At 41.3% G+C, this 20,342-nt stretch carries 15 protein-coding genes and 1 pseudogene; 11 read left to right on the forward strand and 5 right to left on the reverse strand.

Annotated elements, in window-relative coordinates; genetic code table 11:
- Positions 1-158: 158 nt before the first annotated feature.
- The 6 genes and pseudogenes from sucC to pgaD all read left to right on the forward strand — a co-directional run.
- Positions 159-1,328: pseudogene (sucC, locus tag BK820_RS02195) on the forward strand (ADP-forming succinate--CoA ligase subunit beta); the annotation flags it as partial.
- A gap of 11 nt (positions 1,329-1,339) precedes the next feature.
- The gene (gene sucD, locus BK820_RS02200) at positions 1,340-2,230 is read left to right on the forward strand and encodes a succinate--CoA ligase subunit alpha (protein ID WP_004810828.1); all 891 of its coding nucleotides are present in this window, start codon (positions 1,340-1,342) and stop codon (positions 2,228-2,230) included.
- A 149-nt stretch (positions 2,231-2,379) separates the two neighbouring features.
- On the forward strand, positions 2,380-4,833 hold the full coding sequence (locus BK820_RS02205) for a PgaA family protein (protein WP_071319998.1): 2,454 nt from the start codon (positions 2,380-2,382) through the stop codon (positions 4,831-4,833).
- Complete coding sequence (pgaB, locus tag BK820_RS02210; RefSeq protein ID WP_071319967.1) at positions 4,833-6,638, forward strand: poly-beta-1,6-N-acetyl-D-glucosamine N-deacetylase PgaB; 1,806 nt, start codon at positions 4,833-4,835, stop codon at positions 6,636-6,638. The genes BK820_RS02205 and pgaB (BK820_RS02210) overlap by 1 nt, the downstream gene beginning before the upstream one ends.
- Positions 6,635-7,897: a poly-beta-1,6-N-acetyl-D-glucosamine synthase gene (gene pgaC, locus BK820_RS02215; RefSeq protein WP_071319968.1), complete on the forward strand. Its 1,263-nt coding sequence runs from the start codon at positions 6,635-6,637 to the stop codon at positions 7,895-7,897. The genes pgaB (BK820_RS02210) and pgaC overlap by 4 nt, the downstream gene beginning before the upstream one ends.
- Before the next feature lie 55 nt (positions 7,898-7,952).
- Positions 7,953-8,480: a poly-beta-1,6-N-acetyl-D-glucosamine biosynthesis protein PgaD gene (pgaD, locus tag BK820_RS02220; protein ID WP_071319969.1), complete on the forward strand. Its 528-nt coding sequence runs from the start codon at positions 7,953-7,955 to the stop codon at positions 8,478-8,480.
- Here pgaD and pgaB (BK820_RS02225) read toward each other — a convergent pair.
- The 4 genes from pgaB (BK820_RS02225) to BK820_RS02240 form a co-directional block, all read right to left on the reverse strand.
- Positions 8,458-9,660 (reverse strand): poly-beta-1,6-N-acetyl-D-glucosamine N-deacetylase PgaB, encoded by a 1,203-nt coding sequence (gene pgaB / locus BK820_RS02225; RefSeq protein WP_034591915.1) that lies wholly within the window; start codon positions 9,658-9,660, stop codon positions 8,458-8,460. The two genes, pgaD and pgaB (BK820_RS02225), sit on opposite strands and share 23 nt — an antisense overlap.
- 177 nt (positions 9,661-9,837) lie before the next feature.
- The gene (locus BK820_RS02230) at positions 9,838-11,544 is read right to left on the reverse strand and encodes a flotillin family protein (RefSeq protein WP_071319970.1); all 1,707 of its coding nucleotides are present in this window, start codon (positions 11,542-11,544) and stop codon (positions 9,838-9,840) included.
- Between the two features lie 82 nt (positions 11,545-11,626).
- A complete protein-coding gene (locus tag BK820_RS02235) occupies positions 11,627-12,262 on the reverse strand; it encodes a YqiJ family protein (RefSeq protein WP_071319971.1) in 636 nt (211 codons plus the stop codon).
- Between the two features lie 582 nt (positions 12,263-12,844).
- The gene (locus BK820_RS02240; RefSeq protein WP_071319972.1) at positions 12,845-13,387 is read right to left on the reverse strand and encodes a hypothetical protein; all 543 of its coding nucleotides are present in this window, start codon (positions 13,385-13,387) and stop codon (positions 12,845-12,847) included.
- A gap of 321 nt (positions 13,388-13,708) precedes the next feature.
- Between BK820_RS02240 and cysD the strand changes: the two genes are divergently transcribed.
- From cysD to BK820_RS02265, 5 genes are all read left to right on the forward strand, one after another.
- A complete protein-coding gene (gene cysD / locus BK820_RS02245; protein WP_004810809.1) occupies positions 13,709-14,623 on the forward strand; it encodes a sulfate adenylyltransferase subunit CysD in 915 nt (304 codons plus the stop codon).
- A gap of 144 nt (positions 14,624-14,767) precedes the next feature.
- Positions 14,768-16,381 (forward strand): sulfate adenylyltransferase subunit CysN, encoded by a 1,614-nt coding sequence (cysN, locus tag BK820_RS02250; protein ID WP_071319973.1) that lies wholly within the window; start codon positions 14,768-14,770, stop codon positions 16,379-16,381.
- A 143-nt stretch (positions 16,382-16,524) separates the two neighbouring features.
- Positions 16,525-16,791, forward strand: a complete 267-nt coding sequence (locus BK820_RS02255) for a hypothetical protein (RefSeq protein ID WP_004893528.1) — start codon at positions 16,525-16,527, stop codon at positions 16,789-16,791.
- A gap of 241 nt (positions 16,792-17,032) precedes the next feature.
- Positions 17,033-17,551 carry a PadR family transcriptional regulator gene (locus BK820_RS02260; protein ID WP_071319974.1) on the forward strand — a complete coding sequence of 173 codons (519 nt, stop codon included), beginning with the start codon at positions 17,033-17,035 and terminating at the stop codon, positions 17,549-17,551.
- Positions 17,552-17,583: 32 nt separating this feature from the next.
- A complete protein-coding gene (locus tag BK820_RS02265; protein ID WP_004893532.1) occupies positions 17,584-17,841 on the forward strand; it encodes a DUF2798 domain-containing protein in 258 nt (85 codons plus the stop codon).
- A gap of 46 nt (positions 17,842-17,887) precedes the next feature.
- Here BK820_RS02265 and BK820_RS02270 read toward each other — a convergent pair whose 3' ends face one another.
- Positions 17,888-20,284 carry a glycerophosphodiester phosphodiesterase gene (locus BK820_RS02270; protein ID WP_071319975.1) on the reverse strand — a complete coding sequence of 799 codons (2,397 nt, stop codon included), beginning with the start codon at positions 20,282-20,284 and terminating at the stop codon, positions 17,888-17,890.
- Positions 20,285-20,342 lie beyond the last annotated feature (58 nt).

Here is a 20,342-nt window from a genome sequence, read left to right on the forward strand (position 1 = left end):
CCGCTCTTTTACATTTGGTGGTTGTTTTTGTATGAATAATCATCTAAAAATAAAGATAAGAATCAAAACATCGTTTTAATAAATTCCAATATCGATGTTGCAGCGCCACAGGATATTGGACGCAGTAATAACAAAGTGAAAAAGTAGTAAAAGGTCAATCAATGAATTTACATGAGTATCAAGCAAAAGCGTTATTAAAAAAATATGGCATGCCAGTTCAGGAAGGTATTCTTGCGACAAATGCTGAAGAAACCGTGCAGGCTTTTCAACAGCTGGGCGGAAAATTTGCTGTATTAAAAGCACAGGTGCATGCCGGGGGGCGTGGTAAGGCGGGTGGGGTAAAGGTAGTTAAATCTGCCGACGAAGCCGCTGAATATGCCAATCAAATTATTGGCTCACGCTTAGTGACTTATCAAACCGATGCCAATGGTCAACCGGTCAATAGCATTCTGGTCTCTGAAGATGTTTATCCAGTAGAGCGTGAACTTTATCTGGGTGCTGTGGTAGACCGTTCAACTCGCCGTATTACCTTTATGGCATCGACTGAAGGCGGTGTTGAAATTGAAAAAGTGGCAGAAGAAACGCCTGAAAAAATTATTAAAGTTGAAGTTGATCCACTCGTTGGTTTATTGCCGTTCCAGGCACGTGAAGTTGCATTTGCTTTAAACCTTAAAGATGGACAAATCAACCAATTTGTCAAAGTCATGACTGCAGCTTATCAAGCCTTTGTGGAAAATGATTTTGCCCTGTTTGAAATTAATCCGCTATCAGTCCGTGAAAATGGCGACATTCTTTGTGTCGATGCCAAAGTAGGGATCGATTCGAACGCTCTGTATCGTTTGCCTGAAGTGGCGGCACTACGCGATAAATCACAAGAGAATGAGCGTGAGCTAAAAGCCTCTGAATTTGATCTGAACTATGTTGCCTTGGAAGGTAATATTGGTTGTATGGTCAATGGTGCAGGTCTTGCGATGGCCACCATGGATATTATCAAGCTTTATGGTGGTCAGCCAGCTAACTTCCTCGATGTCGGTGGTGGTGCAACCAAAGAGCGGGTGATTGAGGCGTTCAAAATTATTTTGGCAGATACTTCTGTACAAGGTGTGTTGATTAATATTTTTGGTGGAATTGTACGTTGCGACATGATCGCTGAAGCAATTATTGCAGCAGTTCAAGAAGTAAATGTCACTGTGCCGGTTGTGGTTCGCCTTGAAGGGAACAATGCTGAGCTTGGTGCCAAATTACTGGATGAATCTGGTTTGAAATTAATTTCTGCAAATGGCCTGGCCGATGCTGCAGAAAAAATTGTTGCTGCAGTAAAAGCTTAAGGAGTATTAGAATGAGCGTATTAATTAATAAAGACACCAAAGTTTTAGTTCAGGGCTTTACTGGTAAAAACGGAACTTTTCATTCCGAGCAGGCAATTGCTTACGGTACTAAAGTGGTCGGTGGGGTAACACCGGGCAAAGGTGGTCAATCACATTTGGATCTGCCAGTATTTAATACCATGCGTGAAGCGGTAAAAGAAACCCAGGCCGATGCTTCTGTAATTTATGTACCTGCACCATTTGTATTAGACTCTATTGTGGAAGCGGTTGACTCAGGTATTGAGCTGATTGTAGTGATTACTGAAGGTGTACCAACACTGGACATGCTAAAAGCCAAGCGTTATCTGGAAACCAATGGTAATGGCACGCGTCTGATTGGCCCAAACTGTCCGGGTATTATTACGCCTGAAGAATGCAAAATCGGAATTATGCCAGGCCATATCCATAAGAAAGGCAAGATCGGGATTATCTCTCGTTCAGGTACTCTGACTTATGAGGCTGTATCGCAAACGACTAAACTAGGTCTAGGTCAATCGACGTGTATCGGTATTGGTGGTGATCCAATTCCGGGTATGAACCAGATTGACTGCTTAAAACTGTTTGAAGAAGACCCTGAAACAGAAGCTATTATCATGATTGGTGAGATTGGTGGTACAGCTGAAGAAGAAGCTGCTGAATATATTCAGTCTAATGTAACTAAGCCTGTGGTGGGTTATATTGCGGGTGTGACAGCACCGAAAGGAAAACGTATGGGACATGCCGGTGCGATTATTTCAGGTGGCAAAGGCACCGCGGAAGAAAAATTTGCAGCCTTTGAACGTGCTGGCATGGCTTATACCCGTAGTCCTGCTGAGCTTGGTTCGACCATGTATCAGTTGCTGAAGGATAAAGGGTTAATCTAAACAATAAAAATCCAACATAAAGCCCTCTTATTGAGGGCTTTTTTTAGAAGAAATACATAATAGTTTGGTCTGACAGGATGAAATTGTGAGCTAAATCGCACTTTGTTATAATGTTTGTATAAATAAAATACATAACAAGACAAATGCCAATGCTAAACAACAATAACTATTACTCAATCGCCTATGTGTTGCTTGCTACAGGAATCAGCTTGAATCCTTTATATGCAGCTATTACAGACACGCAAAGGCATCAGGTGGTCAAGCAAATTAAGTCTGGGGATACCCAAAAAGGTCTTAAAATACTCGCAGAAATGGTACGCAAAGACCCTGCGAACATGAACCTGCTGGCTGACTTTATTTTGTTAAGCCGACAATATAATTCCCCCCTAATTCAGCAAGATTACAATCTGAATCACTTAAAAATTTCAACATATCCAGTCTATGGGCAACTGCCTCTGGTGATGTTATTACGTGATCAGGGTAAATTTTTGCTGGCTGAACAATATGCAGCAAAATTTCAGAAAAACAGCACAAGTGATATTCCATGGGATTTATATCGTGGCATGTTGCTTGCGGAAAGTGGTCAGTTGGAGCAGGCAGAGCAACAAATCAGGAAAGTTAACCAGAAACAGCTGAATGCTGATCAGCTGGTACAATTAGCTTATACCTATCGCTTATTAAGACAACCTATACAGGCACTGAATACCGCAACTCGCGCTTTATCGATGAGTCGTTCGGAAAGTGTGCAGGAACAGTATGTGCTGGCTTTGGCAGCCAGTGCTGATTATGACAGTGCAAACCGTTATTTACAGCAGCAGGGTAAAGGGCAAAGTCGTCTCAAACATGAAGTACAGCTGATCAAGTTTAGTCAACATATTCGTAATGCCATTGATTTCTATAAAGTACAAAGTGAAAAGGATCAGGGCAAAATTGCCTATACAGAGCTGGATCAGGTGATTTCGGAAATGCAGGCTTATGAAAATGAGCTAGCCCAATATCCCGAGTTACGTCAAAGATTTTATTATGAATATATTTTTGCCTTAAGTGCACGGCAACGTTCTGCTGAAGCTTTGGCCCAACTGGCTAAAATCAATCAGCCGGTAGAACACATGCCTGCCTATACCAGACATGCACTAGCTGATAGCTATTTGCGCAACCATAAACCAAAGCAGGCGGAAATATTGTACCGCAGTCTGTTTAAAGAAAAGAACTATGTGGACTATGACGTCTATGCAGGTCTGTACTATAGCTTGATTGAACAAGAAAAATTTAAAGCCGCTGATGAAGTAATTAAGGAAATGGATCAGCGCTTACCAATCTTCTTCTATAGTCAGGCTAAAGGTGTAGACCGTACGATTCATATGGACCGGGATGAGTATATGATCTTAAGAGGTCTTCATTATAGTTATAAAAACCAGCTGGATAAGGCAGAACTGTATTTTCAGGACCTGGTAAATAAATCTCCAGGAAATCGTAATTACATCAATTATCTTGCGACTATACAGCGTTGGCGTGAAAAACCTTTGCAAGCACAGGCAACGGTTTCCTTACTCAATGGTACAGAGCCATCAACACAAGCCACCCGAATTAATAGCATGCAAAATGCACAAGCTGTCTTTGATGTGCAGACATGGCGTAGTAGCAATACTGATCTTTTAGAGCGGGCAGGAACTGATACCGGGGTAGTACGTAGTCATAAGGAGCTCAAAGATCGTGAGCGGTTTACCATTTCACATAATAGTCTTTATGCGAAAAGTGAAACGGATGATCAAGATCTGGTCAATAATCTGAATGGTTCTCGTGAGAAACAAAGCTGGACGCGACTCAATACCCCATGGTTTTCGGATTATTACCGGGCCTTTGTGGAGCATCAGTACCGTAGTGGAGAGTATGAAGAAGGTAAGCGAGATGATCAACGGATCGGTGTAGGACTGGAATGGGTCGATAACCGTAAGTATGCCACTATAGCACTTTCACAAGCGACCGAGGGTGATCGCTTTGGTGTGAATATAACCTGGAATCATTGGTTAAGTGATCACTGGAATTATGGTCTGACTTATAACAGCCAGGCAGAGATTCCATTGCAGATACAGGATGAACATGAAGGGCAGTCTTATCGTTTCGACTTAAACTGGCAACAGCATGAATCTACAAAGGCTGGATTGAGCTATCAGTTTACTGATATTGATGACGGAAATGAGCGTCAGGAACTAGGTACCTATTTCAAGCAACGTATTTTCCAGGCTCCACATCATTTAACCCATCTGAACTTATATGGATTTTGGGCCTCGAATAAAGATGATGTAGAAACTTCCTATTTCAATCCATCTTCAAGTTGGAGTGCAGAAGCAGGTCTGGAACATGATTGGGTAACCTGGCGTAGTTATGATCAGTCGTTGACTCAACGTTTTTCATTAAATCTTGGTGTATTTGACCAAGAAGATTATGACTCAGACCTGATTTATTTGGCGAAATATCAACACCTCTGGCAAATCACCAGAACTTGGTCCCTGAATTATGGGGTGTCCTATGGGCAACACCCTTATGACGGTGAAGATGAAAATAGACTCGAAGCAAGTTTTGGATTTGAAGGGAGATTCTAATGAAAACAATAAAAAATAAACTCGCTCTATTAGGATGCTTAAGTCTTTTTATGGCATATACTCATGCTGAAAATAAAGCGATGGATCTGCCTGAAAACCAGTTCGTAACACTCACTTTTCATGATGTCAGGAATGATGTAGTACGTCAGGGTGATCGTGATCAATATGCAATTAGTACTGAATATTTGGCGCAATACTTTGCTTGGTTAAAACGTGAAGGCTGGAAAACTATTTCTTTGGAAGATATCCGCCGTGCCCGTGAGGAAAAAATTCCATTACCAGAAAAATCGGTACTTTTGACCTTCGATGATGGGGCGCTAAGCGGATATACCCAAGTATTTCCTTTATTAAAGCAATATAAATTACATGCCGTTTTTGCTATTCCAACCAGCTGGATTGGTACCAAGCATAAAGATGCCATAGAGTCCTATGGGGCAAATAATCTGATGAATTGGGACCAGATGCGGGAAATGCAAAATAGTGGCTTAGTCGAGTTTGTATCGCATTCACATAATCTGCATCGTGGAGTTATTTCGAATCCACAAAGAAATATGCAGCCTGCTGCAACTGCACGTATATATGATCTGACAAAGGCACGTTATGAATCTGACCTCGCTTATAGGCAGCGTGTTCTGGAAGACTTAAAGCGTTCTAAAGCCATTCTGGAACAGGAATTGTCAGTACCGACACATGCTATTTTCTGGCCCTATGGTGCTGTAACAGCAGAAACAGAAGATATTGCTAAGCAGGCAGGACTAAGCATGTCTTTTAGCCTCGGAACTATGGCACCATTGGCTGATTCAGTAAAAACCTATCAGCGTGCCTTGATTATGAATAACCCGAACCTGGCAGAAATTAAAGAGGCAATGTCTGAGTTTTTGTATCATACCAAGCAACCCTATCTGGAGCAGAAGAGCTTTATTCAGTTTAATTTGAAAGATCTTGCGCAGCCCAGTATAAAACAGGCTGATGAAAAACTCGGTCAGTTCCTCAACCAGTTAGATGCGCTGAAAACCAATCAGCTGATCTTGAAACCTGTTGCCGATCTCGATGGTAATGGCACGGTCGATGTGGCTTACTTCCCGAACAGCCAGTTAAAAATGCAACAGGATTTACTGAACCGTACTTTATGGCAAGCCCGTACCCGTACGTATCAGCGTGTTTATGCAGAGTTACCGCTCAGTATGATGAATCAGGGCTATAATATGGTCCAGCTGGTTGAAGATATATTCAAATATAACAGCAATCTGGAAGGCTTGGTGATAGACGCTGGCCAAGAGTTAAATTGTGCTGTAGAGAGTACACAGTGGTCGGCTGAATGTAAGAAACAGATTGAGCGAGTCATTAACTTAAAACAAAATACGAGTCGACGTGCCAAATACTATGCCAATATCAGTAATGTCTATTTGGCAGTACTGAAAATAAATACCCATAAAACTATGGGGCTGAAGGCCTTATTTGAAACCTTGGCAGATGATTCAGATTATATCTATCTGGTTTTGGATCAAAAAACCAGCAAAGCTGAGCATAACCAGTTGCTCAAAAATATTCAGCAGTTGACCTCCGTACAAAAACAACGTTTGATGATCGGTTTTGATTTGGCAGGTCAATCAGAACAAGATCAATGGATTACTAATAGTATTGCGAATTTACGTAGACAAGGTATCCAGAAAATTTCGCTTGAAAATTATAACTTTAAAAATGCCGGGCAGGTTCAACAAAGACTTTATGCATCGATTAGCTTAAACAGTAATCCTTTCGTTTATCGTGATCCCTTTCAGGCTCAGCAGGGAGAACGTAAATGATTAATAGTATCAGTTTACATGATGTCATTTTTGGCTTTGCTTTTTTCTATCCATTGTTTATGGCCTGGATGTGGATTGCTGGCGGAATCTGGTTTTTTATAAAACGCGAACTGAATCAGAAAGCATTACCTGAACCCAAAGAAGCAGGTTGTAGTATTTTAATTCCCTGTTTTAATGAGGCTGAACAGGTCAAGCAGACCATTCGCTATGCCATGCAAAGTCAGTATCCAAAATTTGAAGTGATTGCGATTAATGATGGCAGTTCGGATCAGACAGGAGAGATTCTGGATGAACTGGCAGAAAAATATCCAAAATTACGTGTAGTACATTTGGCCGAGAACCAGGGTAAAGCGTATGCACTACGTGCAGGGGCAATGGTAAGTGGTTATGAGTACCTGATCTGTATTGATGGCGATGCTTTAATGCATCCACATTGTGTACTTTGGATGATGCACCACTTAACCATGTTCCCGCGTGTTGGAGCGGTAACGGGTAACCCGCGTATTATCAATCGCTCCAGCATACTAGGCAAAGTCCAGGTTGGAGAATTTTCTTCTATTATCGGATTGATTAAGCGGGCACAACGTACTTATGGTCGCATTTTCACTGTCTCTGGTGTCTGTGCCGGATTTAGAAAAACTGCTCTGGATCGTATTGGTTATTGGCGTGATGACATGATTACCGAAGATATTGATGTGTCATGGCGTTTGCAGTTTGATCATTGGGATGTGCAGTATGTCCCTCAAGCGCTCACCTATATTTATATGCCCGAAACTTTTAAAGGGTTGTGGCAGCAGCGATTACGTTGGGCACAAGGTGGTATTGAAGTACTCTTTGCCTATATTCCTAAAATATTTAAATGGCGTTTGCGCCGCATGTGGCCGATCGCACTGGAATCTGTGATTAGCGTGTTATGGGCATATACCATGTTTGGTGTATTCGTCTTGTTCTTTTATGGTTTGTTCTTTCCTGTGGCCCCAGAGTGGTATGTCAATTCTCTGTTGCCGCAGTGGTATGGTGTGATTCTCGGCACAAGCTGTTTGATTCAGTTCATGGTCAGTCTATGGATTGACCGCAGATATGATAAAGGTCGAATGTTTAGAAGTTATTTCTGGGTAATCTGGTACCCACTATTTTTCTGGATTTTAACCATGTTAACGACCGTTGTATCGTTGCCGAAGACCATTTTTAAAACCCAAACCCGTGCACGGTGGATCAGTCCAGACCGAGGCTTCCGTGGTGAAACAGAGGTAAAATAAGGCGAAAAACAATAAAAATATTCCTGCCAAGCCGCAGGTTAAAATTGCCGAGTATATGGAGCTCCCAACAACTGTTGAACTTTCTGAACTCAGTGTCGCAGCAACTGTTAAAGAATCTAAACTCGATATTCCGGAGTATATCGATGTTCCAGAATATGTAAGTGATCGAACGAGTGGTTATAGCCTGATGGCACTAGGCTGGATGGCGTGGATATGGTTATTTATGCCATTGGCCTCCCTGGGTTTATGGTGGTTTGAATCGAGCCTGATTGTTGATCATGTCTTAATAGACCATAAACCTTATCAGGGAATGACGCTACTTGAGCTGGCCCTACTGATTATTATTGCTTTTTCAAGCTTGCTGTTATGGGCTTGTTATAACTGGATTCGATTCAATCGAGTAGATCGACGTTCGGCACCTAGACCGGTTGAACTTCAGGAGATTGCTTATAGCTTTGAGGTTGAAAAGCATGCTCTACTGGAAATGGTACAGGCCAAACAATTGACTCTGTACTATAATCAGGAGGGGAGATTAGAGCAGTACGACATACAAGGTAGGCCTATGAAAATTTCTTTGGCTTAAAAATCGTTGCATGTGGGTGTGGCATAAAAGGATCTTCTGGATAATAGCCAATATGCTGCACTCCTTGTTCTTTTAATAGATGTACCGTTTCTAATAACTCCTCATTTGAAAGTTTATGCTGTGTATTCCAGTCTATGGTTTGGATTTCAAAAATGGTCCGAGATAAAGTAGGGTCATACTGTCGTGCTTTTTCTACCAAATTAAGATAGAACTTGGAATGGTCCGGAGCTTTTTCCATATAGGGCATAGCCATAACAGCATTATAATCATAATGTTGTAGGGTACTTGAGGTTGATTGTGCAAACCATTTCTCGCTTTCAGGATTTAACATCACAGGCGCATAAGAGTTTCGGGCGAATTTGAGGGAGGGATGGGTGATTTTAAGCTTATTACTCAATTTTAAAGCAAGGTTATCTAAATAGGCGGTTTTAGCTTTAGCAAACTTCATTTGTTCTGGATGTTGAGGATGACGTAATATTTTTTCAGCATCCTTAAATCCCCAATATTTATATACTTGCATGGCAGAGGGGGAACTATCCTCATAGTCATTCAAGGTAATATCATCATGATACAAAATACCGTCCACAGTTATTTTATCTGTTAATGCCTTATAGATATCATAGACATAATCAAAGTTTTTTGGATCAAATGGCGACAGGCGAATATAACCTTTTATGTTCTGGTTTGTAGTTTCTACATAATTTGCCCGGTAGTGCTTTGGCAGTTCCCAAGCCCACATGGGTAACCAGGCATAGATTTTTTTAACAGTGGTGCGATTTCGAATCTGTTCAGTGACTTTTTTAAATAAATCTTCCCTGACAGGCATATGTGGGTTAGGGAAATACACTTCATTTGCTGAACCATTAGCATCCTCATCAGCATAAGCCTGTAAAAAAATAGTATTAGGCTGGACAGTCTCTATACGCTTGATTAACTGGTTAATATTACGTGTCATCTGACGTGGATCAGGGTCATAAATATAGTCTAAATCAAGATGCATAATTGACATCTCTAATTGTTGGTTCTTCTGGTACCTTTCAATTAATGATGAAAAAGATAAAGGTTTGGTCAGGGCATTTGACGAGCTAGAAAAGGTGCTAAGTAAACTTAAAGAGGTAATTAAACCTAAGCTTAAAGTTATATTGAGTGCAGATTTTCTGGAAGGAGTTGTATTTTTCATTATGCTATCCAGTAATTATCGTTGTTATAAATTTTCTTATCTTAATAATCCATCATGAGAATGATGCTTATTCGCTTTCTTTACTGATAGCATGTTTATTTGAAAATATATGTGTAATTTTTGAAAAAAGCTTCCATCTTGGAAGCTTTTTTATTTTTAAATTTTAGCGATAAATTTTTAGGTTTTCGTTTTTAAACTTTGTGTCATCCCATTAATATCACCACCCTGAATGCCTAACTCACTCATCAGACTGTCAATGAGCGGAGCTTGACTACGGTAGCGTAGAGCACTATTTACAACTTGGTCAGAGAGAGCAACATTACTACTTTCATGATGAGCATCTGCCTGACAAGAACCTGTATGTGCTCCGTGAAGGCCATTCACCTGAAGAATTTTTATATCATCAATGTTTTCCATTGGCTTAACGCTTTCACGGATAATTTCAGGTAGGTATTTGAGCATTGCCAGACGGATCTGCATTTCTACCTGCTCTGAAGACAGTACATTGTTAGCTTCATTCACTGCACGGGTACCTTCAGCATCGACCTGATACTGTTTCTCCATTGCCTGAGCCAGGAGAACTTTAGCATCTGCTTCCCCCTTGGCTTTTAAACGAACTTTTTCAGCTTCTGCTTCAGCGGCAATACGAATCGCTTCTGCATCATCAGCCGCTGCCTGTTTACCTGCTTCAGCAGCCACGGTAATCGCAATTGCATCTTTCTCGGCCTGTTCTTTGGCAGCCACCAGTTCAACTGCTTTTTGACGTTCTGCCTGCTGAATCTGACGTACTGTTACGACTTCTTCTTCAGCTTTTACTGCTTGAGCACGGGCAAGATCTGCTTGTGCTTTGGCTTCAGATTCGGCACGAGATTTTTCAGCAATCGCAATCGCACGGTCCTGTTCAGCCAGTTCAATGGTTTTCTTTTGTTCAACCTGAGCTTTTTGAATAATCTGTGCTTTCTGGATATTTTCATTTTCGACATCACGGGCAGCCAGAATACGTTTTAATTCTACTTCGCGTTCAGCCGCAATACGTGCTTCCTCTGCTTCACGTTTTTTAGCAGCTTCTTGGGCTGCAATCTCAGCCAGCTGTTCAGCGCGACGAATCGAAATCTCACGTTCCTGTTGCAGCTTGGCGTATTCTTCTTCACGAATAATCTGTAAGCGTGCCTGTTCAGCTTCAAGATTCTTGGTTTTAATTGCCAGGTCAGTATCCTGTTCAATATGGTTGCGTTTACGGCGACGGTCTTCAATGGTTTCAGTCAGTTTGGTCAGACCTTCAGCATCGAAAGCATTTTGTGGATTGAAATATTTGAAGCCAGTCTGATCCAGACCTGTTAAAGAAACAGTTTCAAGTTCAAGACCATTTTTATGCAGATCTTCCGACACGACTTGCTGTACTTTTTGTACAAAGTCGACACGCTTTTCATGAAGCTCTTCCATCGCCATTTCAGCAGCTACGGCACGTAACGAGTCCACGAATTTGCCCTCTACCAGATTTTTCAGCTCGTTCGGCGACATGGTTTTTTGACCAAGGGTTTGTGCTGCCGTTGCAATTGAATCTGCGGTTGGTTTAACCCGGACATAGAATTCGGCCATAACATCGACACGCATACGGTCGCGGGTAATCAGTGCCTGATCATCAGCACGGCGAACTTCCAGACGCAGGGTATTCATATTTACCGGTATAATTTCATGCAATACCGGCAGAACCAACGCACCACCGCCTAGAATGACTTTCTCCCCGCCAAAACCGGTACGGACAAAAGAAATTTCCTTACTTGAACGACGGTAAAGGCGAGCGATGATTAAACCAAAGGTGATCAGGCCGGAGAAAATAACCCCAGTAATGATTAAAATGTTATATAAATCAAAATTTAGCATTGTTGTTTGTTCTCTGTTTTAGCGTATTTGAAAATATAATTTTGGATTAAATAATAAATATAAAGTAAGAAAGAATAAGTATTTAGACTTTCATGGCCTGGAAGCCATTGCGGGTTTTATCCATTAAAATCACAGATTGGCCCTGTTTCAGGATTTCACCATTGGCAGGTTCGACCAGCACATAATGGGTATGGCCATACTGATCTTGAACTTTGGCTTGTGCTGGTGAGTTGGCACGAGCATCGCCGAGGATAATGATTGCAGTTCGGCCAATCAGTTCTTCAATATGAATCGCAGTGGTTTCATCTTTTGGCAGGATCTTTTCCGCTATTTTGGCATTAAAACGGACCAGAGGCATGCACAGGAACAGGCAGGCGGGAGAAATGATCCAGCCATTAATTAAATGTCCAGTAAAACGTTCAAATATACCTTGAATCAAAAGACCGCTTAAGCCATAGGTAGTCAGGAAAATGATCAGCCAGATAAAGAGAGGAAGTTGTCCCAGATACAACCAGTCAAATACCTTGCTAAAGATATTGGGGTTATTGGCAGGATGAAGGTCTACATGATGCGAGTCTTCAAGTAAGAGTTGGTCAAAAACACTTTGTGAACCACCACCCAGAAACAGCAATATACATTCCAGCGCTGCAAACATCAGCATCAGGCTAAGACTGATACTGAAAACAACATTCGACGGTTCGGTAAAAAGCTCCCACATTCCTTCGGGTCTCTATCTATAATTATGTTTGGCAAAATGAGTAACAATAATTCTTACTTATAAAAAGATAACATTGATTATACATTTTGCAATCTAAATACACACAAAAGTAGCGGATATGAAACTTGAAAAATTTAAATATTTGGAAATTAGATTGAATTCTTGTATGAGTTATCAAATTAATATTTTAGAAAACAATAGCTTCAAAAATATGACAATATCTTAATAAATTTATGAATAAATGGATAAAAAATTAACATGGTCACAGTTTTGTTGAAGCTGAAATTCGAATGAAACAGGCATTTAGGTCAGTGACAATGACTTTATTTGATCGAAGGATATCTTAATAAGTACTTTCTAGTATCGGATAGGAGGTATGTAGTAATGAATGCGAGAAAGCACAATATTAAACATTTTTAATATTCATCCTTCTTTTTAAAAGTATATGTCTGTCCTACTGATCTTAAAATATTTGATTTATATAAATATTTTGACATAGGGATTGCCTAAAGAAGGCTAAATTGAATCGAGTTGATCGCATGTATATCGACTCTATATTTAACTCAATTAGCCTAAGTAGAATTACAACAATGACGTCTGAATACGTACTTTCATATCTAAAGCTTGCTGAAGAATATACGCTTTCATCCATTGTACCTGTTCACCCATTGGATTAGTTTTTACCGCCGTATTCAGGAAATCCAATTCAGGCTTGCTAAACAGCTGATCTTCAAGTGCCTGTTCAAGGGTGTGGCTATTCGCGGCTAAAGGCAGGGCAACCAGATAAAATGCTTTAGGGTAGTTATAAAAAGCATACAAAAGGTTGAAGGCCTTCTGGTCACCTTTCAGATTGCCTGCACCAATTTCATATTTCGGATCCTGGTTACTATGCGTCAGTCCAATAACATATTCAGCATTATTGTCTTGCAGGCGAACTCCGAACTGTAGACCAATCTGATCCGCAGTCAGTTCATGCTGTATATAGACGTTTAAAGCATTGCCATCATCAGAAAAGGGGCCTTGTAAGATCAGCATGTGTTGTTGATGCTGATAGATATAGCCAGCCAGTTTGGCCTGTTCAAGACGGGTCTTTAAAGTTTCTAAGGTATATTGAGTAAATGGCATGTCTAAATTTAGATCTATAGGTACTAGGATTACTCTAGGTGGTTTTGCTAACGTTGGGAACAGGTAGTTTAGATGATTTATCTATGAAGTTATTGCTAAAAAATAGTGGGTTTAAAAGGCTAAATAGAAGAAAATACTGAAATTCAAAGCATTAAAAATCACTAGATTGAATAAAACTAATAATAGATATCAGTGAAGTTTTATATGATGTTTTGATATATGGATAGCACAAAACAAGAAAACGTTATGAAAACTTAATCACTATAATGAATATAAATTTTATAAAGTGTAATAAGTACACGTGTAATACGCAGGTTGTCCATGTCATTAAATGAGGAAAGACTTACTCATCTTAAACAGCTTGAAGCTGAGAGTATTCACATCATTCGCGAAGTTGCTGCCGAGTTTGAAAACCCAGTCATGCTTTATTCGATTGGTAAAGATTCCGCGGTAATGCTGCATCTAGCATTAAAAGCGTTTTACCCTGCAAAACTTCCATTCCCGCTACTTCATGTAGACACGGGCTGGAAATTCAAAGACATGATTGCCTTCCGTGACAACATGGCAAAAACGCATGGTTTTGATCTGATCGTGCATCAGAACAAAGAAGGCCGTGATGCGGGTATTAACCCATTCGATCACGGTAGTTCAAAATACACCGACATCATGAAGACTCAAGGGCTAAAACAGGCACTTGATAAATATGGTTTCGATGCCGCCTTCGGTGGTGCACGCCGTGACGAAGAAAAATCTCGTGCCAAGGAGCGAGTATACTCATTCCGTGACTCGAAACACCGTTGGGATCCTAAAAACCAGCGTCCAGAACTTTGGAACCTTTACAACGGTAAAGTGAACAAAGGCGAAAGTATTCGTGTATTCCCATTATCAAACTGGACTGAGCTTGATATCTGGCAATATATCTATCTTGAAAGTATTCCATTGGTCCCACTATATCTTGCTGCTGAACGCCCGGTTGTTGAGCGCAGCGGCACACTGATTATGGTGGACGATGAGCGTATGCCTTTAAAAGAAGGTGAAGTTCCACAAATGAAATCGGTACGTTTCCGTACTTTAGGTTGTTACCCATTAACGGGTGCAGTTGAATCCACTGCCAACACCTTGCCGGAAATTATCCAGGAAATGTTGCTTGCAACCAGCTCTGAGCGTCAAGGCCGTATGATTGACCATGATGAGGCAGGTTCAATGGAGAAGAAGAAGCAGGAAGGCTACTTCTAAGCATCTTCAAATCTTCCCCTAACCCCTTCTTTAATAAAGAGGGGGAACTCCCAACGGAATGGAGCTAAGTCTCCCTTTACCAAAGGGAGACTTAGAGGAATTCAAGATTAAACTGATTTCTTAAGCATTTGTGGAGTTTGAGCGATGTCTCATCAATCTGAATTAATCAGCCAGGATATCCTGAGCTATTTAAAACAACATGAAAATAAAGACTTACTGCGTTTCTTGACTTGCGGTAACGTTGATGATGGTAAATCTACTTTAATCGGTCGTTTGCTTTACGATTCAAAACTGATTTATGAGGATCAGTTGCAAGCTGTAACACGTGATTCTAAAAAAGTCGGTACGACTGGCGATGCACCTGACTTGGCTTTGCTGGTAGATGGTCTGCAAGCGGAACGTGAGCAGGGGATTACCATTGATGTCGCTTACCGTTATTTCTCTACTGAAAAACGTAAGTTCATCATCGCGGATACTCCGGGACATGAGCAATATACCCGTAACATGGCGACAGGTGCGTCTACTGCAGATCTTGCAATTATCCTGATTGACGCACGTTATGGCGTACAGACTCAGACTCGCCGTCATAGCTTTATTGCCAGCCTGCTGGGTATTAAGAACATTATTGTTGCGATCAACAAAATGGACCTGGTGGAGTTCTCTGAAGCTCGTTTCAACGAGATCAAGGCAGACTATACTGACTTCGTGAACCAGTTAGGTGACCGTACGCCAGCGAATATTATTTTCACACCGATTTCTGCCCTGAATGGCGATAACGTGGTGAACAAGTCTGAAAATACGCCGTGGTATACAGGCCAGACCCTGATGGGTACTCTGGAAACTGTTGAAATTACCCACAGTGTAGATAAAGAAGAATTCCGTTTCCCGGTTCAGTATGTTAACCGTCCTAACCTCGACTTCCGTGGTTTCTGCGGTACTGTAGCGCTGGGTGAAGTGGCTGTAGGCGATGAGATTGTCGCTTTACCATCAGGCAAGAAATCTACTGTTAAGGAAATTGTGACTTTTGACGGCAAGTTGCAACGTGCATTTGCAGGTCAGGCAGTGACTTTAACCTTGAACGATGAGATTGATATCTCTCGCGGCAACATGCTGGTGAAAGCGGGTGATCAGCCTTTAGCTTCACGTTCGGTTCGTGCTTCTGTGGTATGGATGAATGACCAGCCATTGGTTAAAGGTAAGTTGTATAACGTTAAGCTAGGTACGCAAACGGTTCCTGCAAAAGTTGCAGAGATTAACTACCGTGTAAACGTCAATACACTTGAGAAAACTCAGGTAGAGCAGCTGGATCTGAACGCAATTGCTGATGTTCAAATCGAGTTTGATGCGCCAGTGGTATTCGACCGTTACCGTGAAAGCCGTCATACTGGTTCGTTTATCTTCATTGACCGTTTAAGCAACGTCACTGTTGGTGCGGGCATGATTGAAGATGCAATCGAATGGACTGCACATACCAATCCTGTGACTGCTGAAGATCGTGCTGCACGTTTGGGTCAAAAACCAGCTGCGGTATCTGTATCTGCTAAAGCGCTTGAAAATGCTCAAGCACTTGAAAGCCTGTTAATTCAGCAAGGTGTGGTTGCGATTGCAAAAGTCGGTCTTTCAGCTGATCAAGTTGCGCTGGTTCGTGAAACTGGTGTGGTTGTGGTGACTGAGGTAACTGAAGGTACAGATGTGACTTTTGCTCAGGAATCTGCTGAAGAACTTGCTGAGAAAATTGTGGAACTGGTTCGTCTATAAGACTGGACTGGTTTTAGAGAAACCCGCTGTAAGGCGGGTTTTTTATTGCCTAAATTTGTTTGCATGAAAATCATTCGATTAGTCAAAATGTGATCTTTCAATTTATTAGTTACTAAATACAATTCTCCCTAGATGGGGGATTTATGAAAAAATTATTATTGCTGGCTGGCTTGTGTATGACTTTTGGAGTTGAAGCCAAACAGAGTAGCCAAAGCGTTGAAGCAATCAAGCAGAAGATTATTAAAGAATCAATTGAGAGTTATCCGGGTAATTGCCCATGTCCTTATAATACAGCGAGTAATGGTAGTCGTTGTGGTAAGCGTAGTGCTTATAACCGAGCGGGTGGATATGCGCCACTTTGTTATCCGGAGGATATAAGTGACCGGATGGTAAGGGAATATAAACGTTAAAATTCTAATGTGTGAGATTATCAATCATCCACATTTAAGCATTCATATAAGGCGGTAACAATACACATTGTGGGTTTTCCATTAATTTTTCAATATTGATCTTAACTAGGAATGAGCCTGTATATTGATGTTCTTCAAAAAACATTTTTTGTCGAATTTCTTTATCTTTAAATCTGACTTTTATCGCTTTGCTTAAGTATGGTAAGATATATCTTAATTAATTTTAAGATATATCTTTGCTATGTCTATAATTCCTAATTCTGTCCTAACAGAAGAACAAGAGAACTCTCCAAAAACTCGCAAACGTCTGTTTGAAGCAGGTGAAATGAAATTGCTGGTGCTGCATTTTATTGCCCAAGCACCCAAATTTAGCTACGACATTATTAAAGAAGTGGCTGCTTTAGTGGGTGGGAACTATAAGCCGAGCACCGGCACAATCTGTCCAACCATTAGTTATCTTGAAGAACAGCAATATACGCAAATGACTATGAGTGCTGATGAGCGCAAGCAGTATCACATTACTGACAAAGGTCAGGCACATCTCAAAGAACATCAGCAAACCTTACAAAAGGTACTAGACCGTTTTAATACGCGCAAACAAATTCAATTGAATGAACAATATGTCGATATTAAGCATGCGATGGAAAATTTAAAAACCTCACTGCGTTTAAAGATTCAACATAGCGAACTTAATGAAATCCAAATACATGAAATTGCAGAACAGATTGATCAAGCAGCCATAAATATCACACGTCTGTAATCCGATTCACGATTTAAAAATCAGGTAAAATGATGAAAAAAATAGTTCCCAAATTTCATGTCAAACATTTGAATTGGCTCATGCCTTTGATCCTTTCCGGCATTATGAGTGGTGCAATTTCCTGCTTTAACATGCTACTCAATAAGGGCTGGAGTGATCAGTTTATTTCATTATGGCTACATGCCTGGAGCATGTCATGGCTGATGGCATTTCCATTAATTTTGGTGATGCTGCCCTTAGTACGTCGTACCCTAATGAAATTCGTGGATGTGCCTAAAGGAAATCTTTAAATGAAAACACCCAATTCGTGAATTGGGTGTTTTGCTTATAAAACTATTATTGGATAGTGACAGTTACAGGTTCTGCATACAGGGTGTATGTATAGTTTGGAGCGATTGTATAGTCATAACGCGGCATAACATAAGCTGTGCCTTTCTCTGCAAATGTTACACTCTGACCATTTTGCGTATATTTAGCCGAGCCAGGCAGAACCAGCATATTTTTAAAGATATAAGAGGATTTACTGCCAACTTGTGTCTGAATCTCACCCGGAATTTCCAGAGCTTGACCTGCTGTAGCATTGAGCTGTTTTGGCGTATTCAGTTTTACCACAAAATTAGATGCATCATGTGCATAATCTGTGGTGAGACCATGCGTTCCTTGGACATACATGCGATTAAAATCATCTTTGTTTAAACGGAACGTCCACGGCCAGAAAGTGACTCCGCGCTGGGAGGCAGTACGCATTAAATTCGCACTCAAACCGCTAAAAGAAGGATTGAAAGTGGATGAATACTGTTGAGTCGCATCCAGAATTCGCCGTGTATTGACCAAATCGCTTTGTGCGGCTGGAGTACTGGTAAGGAAACCGGTTGATACACCTGGAAGCACATTCTTCATTTGTAAAATCTGGTCGCCATTAAAACTGATCACAATAGCTTGATCATAGGCATCATGTTTATCTAGCAGTGCTTTGATCTTCGGTACGATCTCGGGCTTGTAGCTTTTAATTTCAATAAAGTTGGTGACATGTGGGTACTTTTTCACCTCAGCCAGCACTTCATCCATGGTAGGAATCTGACGGTTATAGTTCAGTGTTCTGAGCTCACGTACTTCTGCCAGTGTCATATCCTCAATGTTGCGGTTGACACCAGTCGTGCGTAACACAGAGGTATCATGCATGAGAATGACATGATCATCTTTAGTCAGATACACGTCATATTCTACTGCATCAGCTCCTACAGTGATCGCTTTGAGGGTGCCCTCCAGTGTGTTTTCATCGTCTTGCGCCGGGATACCGCGATGTCCGGTAATCAGCGGCTTACGCAACAGGGTGTTGGGTGCCATGCGCTGCATAATTTCTTTATATAGGTCAGGATGGTTACTATAAATTCCATTAACACCTGTAGCTAGAATTTTTGCTGCGTCTAAGACCTGTGCACTGTCACTCTTGGCCCAAGGTGTAATCAATAAACGTTGTAGATGACTAACTGCTTCACGTGTTAGTAATTGTGGTGGCAAGATGACGATTTTGGATAGCGATACATTGGTATTGTGGGCGATGGTCACGATATCTTTGCTGTTATAACCCAGCCCGGTCTGCTTGGAATAATCCAGAGCTGTTCGGAGCATCGGTAAATCAATACGGGCCTGACGCAGTAAATCTACATTATCGGAAATGAGGGTGATATCAGCCAGATCATAATCTTCTGTCAATCCTTTCAGTGCCTGAACGGTTGCCGAATTTTGGATAGTGAGTAAAGGTAAAGTTCGACGCTGGGTATCTTTAAGATAATCAGTCAGGTGGCTTACTTTCTGATTGTTGCTTAGTAAATTAAGATCTGCATCAAGTTGATAAGCAACATGGGTAGCCGCGGTCGAGACCGGGCCATTAAGCGGTGCAGCCTGAGCTAAAGTCGGTGCCATTGAAACCGGGAGCTGCTGGTCAATAATATCAGTGACTTTATTGGATTCAGGCAAGGCATCGAGTTGTTCAGTGACTTTGAGGTGGCTTACTTTCATCAATAAGCCGGCACTAGATAAACCAATGCTGCCTTGAGCCAGGTTATAAGGCAAGGTGCTATCCAATACCAGTTGATCATCCAGATAATGCCGTACACGATTTCCATACACTACAACGCTGGCCTTATGAGTTTTCTGAAGGCCAATATCTTCGCTATGAGCAGATTTCTGTAGCACATTCCAACTATTGGTCGGCATGCGTAAAGATAGTTCCAGACCGCTAGCACTCGTAGTAGCAACCCGCATGGCAAACTGATAATAGGGGGTAAAAGACGGATCAGCGAACTGATCTGCGCCTCGGTAGATGATACTGCCCCAGCGGGCTTCATTGAGTGCTTCTTCAAATGAAAATTCCATATCGATACGGTAATTGCGTAATTGCTGGAATTTCTCTGGCAGATGCAGGGTTGTCATTTGTGTGCTATGAGCACGACCATCGATATACAAGTCGCCATTTTCAAGATATACCTGGCCCGCGTTATTTTTAGGTTGTATCCAGTCGCCAGGAAGAGCCGCCCATTTATTAAAATTCTCATCCAGTAGAACCTCTGGAATGGGAACTTCTTCATCAGGAATATTGGGCTCAGGAGCCGGCTGATCTGGCTGGGTTACCGGTGGCTGTGAGGAGCCTGAATTCTTGTCGTCATCATCAGAACATGCGGTGAGGCCCAAGGACAGCAAAATAGACAGGTAGAGATGAGCAGGTTTCATACTTTTAATATTCTCAAGTCATTTATATTTGAATTTGAGAAATTAAAAGCAGAACATG

Origin of the sequence: Acinetobacter sp. LCT-H3, assembly GCF_001866125.1 — a bacterium.
GTDB lineage: Bacteria > Pseudomonadota > Gammaproteobacteria > Pseudomonadales > Moraxellaceae > Acinetobacter > Acinetobacter schindleri.

Bases quoted from the DNA above. Each gene is read 5' to 3' on its own strand.
- sucD (WP_004810828.1), top strand. From the start codon at position 1,340: ATGAGCGTATTAATTAATAAAGACACCAAAGTTTTAGTTCAGGGCTTT.
- BK820_RS02205 (WP_071319998.1), top strand. From the start codon at position 2,380: ATGCTAAACAACAATAACTATTACTCAATCGCCTATGTGTTGCTTGCT.
- pgaB (WP_071319967.1), top strand. From the start codon at position 4,833: ATGAAAACAATAAAAAATAAACTCGCTCTATTAGGATGCTTAAGTCTT.
- pgaC (WP_071319968.1), top strand. From the start codon at position 6,635: ATGATTAATAGTATCAGTTTACATGATGTCATTTTTGGCTTTGCTTTT.
- pgaD (WP_071319969.1), top strand. From the start codon at position 7,953: ATGGAGCTCCCAACAACTGTTGAACTTTCTGAACTCAGTGTCGCAGCA.
- pgaB (WP_034591915.1), bottom strand. From the start codon at position 9,660: ATGAAAAATACAACTCCTTCCAGAAAATCTGCACTCAATATAACTTTA.
- BK820_RS02230 (WP_071319970.1), bottom strand. From the start codon at position 11,544: ATGCTAAATTTTGATTTATATAACATTTTAATCATTACTGGGGTTATT.
- BK820_RS02235 (WP_071319971.1), bottom strand. From the start codon at position 12,262: ATGTGGGAGCTTTTTACCGAACCGTCGAATGTTGTTTTCAGTATCAGT.
- BK820_RS02240 (WP_071319972.1), bottom strand. From the start codon at position 13,387: ATGCCATTTACTCAATATACCTTAGAAACTTTAAAGACCCGTCTTGAA.
- cysD (WP_004810809.1), top strand. From the start codon at position 13,709: ATGTCATTAAATGAGGAAAGACTTACTCATCTTAAACAGCTTGAAGCT.
- cysN (WP_071319973.1), top strand. From the start codon at position 14,768: ATGTCTCATCAATCTGAATTAATCAGCCAGGATATCCTGAGCTATTTA.
- BK820_RS02255 (WP_004893528.1), top strand. From the start codon at position 16,525: ATGAAAAAATTATTATTGCTGGCTGGCTTGTGTATGACTTTTGGAGTT.
- BK820_RS02260 (WP_071319974.1), top strand. From the start codon at position 17,033: ATGTCTATAATTCCTAATTCTGTCCTAACAGAAGAACAAGAGAACTCT.
- BK820_RS02265 (WP_004893532.1), top strand. From the start codon at position 17,584: ATGAAAAAAATAGTTCCCAAATTTCATGTCAAACATTTGAATTGGCTC.
- BK820_RS02270 (WP_071319975.1), bottom strand. From the start codon at position 20,284: ATGAAACCTGCTCATCTCTACCTGTCTATTTTGCTGTCCTTGGGCCTC.